Origin of the sequence: Pseudomonas oryzagri (assembly GCF_020831405.1) — a bacterium.
Lineage (GTDB): Bacteria > Pseudomonadota > Gammaproteobacteria > Pseudomonadales > Pseudomonadaceae > Geopseudomonas > Geopseudomonas oryzagri.
Genome location: NZ_JAJHPU010000011.1, coordinates 1 through 796 on the forward strand (window position 1 = coordinate 1; position 796 = coordinate 796).

At 63.4% G+C, this 796-nt stretch carries 1 protein-coding gene; it reads left to right on the plus strand.

The genetic code is table 11. The annotated features are described in order from the left end of the window. Positions 1–159: 159 nt before the first annotated feature. A partial coding sequence (locus tag LMJ29_RS03265) for an IS110 family transposase (RefSeq protein ID WP_229604006.1) occupies positions 160–796 on the plus strand: 637 nt, incomplete at its 3' end.

Below are 796 nucleotides of genomic sequence, written 5' to 3' on the forward strand. Positions count from 1 at the left end.
CATCGGGAGGAGGACCTGGAAGACGCTTCGCCCCTTAGGCTTCGAGCCTGCGCCGTAGATCGTGCTCCAGCCCTCCACACGCGCTCGACAAGTCCGAACGGTATCTGGAGCCCACCTGCGGTGAGAGCTCGTATTCACAAGGTTGGACCGAGTGCCGTGATGATCGCACCGAACCCTGCACAGGAGTTTTTCCCCATGACGTCCGTCGTCGGCATCGACGTTGCCAAGCACAGCCTCGATATCGCCACCCTGCAAGCCAACGGCAAGCACCGCACCAAAAGCAAGCTGGCCAATACCCCGGCGGGCTTCAGGGATGTCGAGAGGTGGTTGGAACAATATGCCGAGCCCGCTGCCTGGATCGTGATGGAGGCGACCGGGATCTACCACGAAGCCGTCGCCGAGTACCTGTATGGCCTGGGCTATCGGGTCTGCGTGATGAACCCCGCACGCATCGCCAGCTACGCCCAGAGCGAGCTGCTGCGCGGCAAGACCGATCGCACCGACGCCAAGCTGCTGGCCACCTACGGGCAGCGGCATGTCGACCAGTTGCGCGCCTGGATACCCACGCCGCCGGCGCAGAAGCGCCTGCAGGCGCTGGTCAGACGCCTACAGGATCTTCAGGAAATCGAGCAGATGGAGCGCAATCGGCTGGAGGTTTCGGACACCAGTGTGCAGGCGTCGATCCATGAGCTGCTCGCGCATATCGAGCGACAGATTGCCGAGACGCTGCGGGCGATCAAGCAGCACATCGACGACGATCCGGATTTGCGCGGCCGCCGCGACCTGCTGGTCAGCA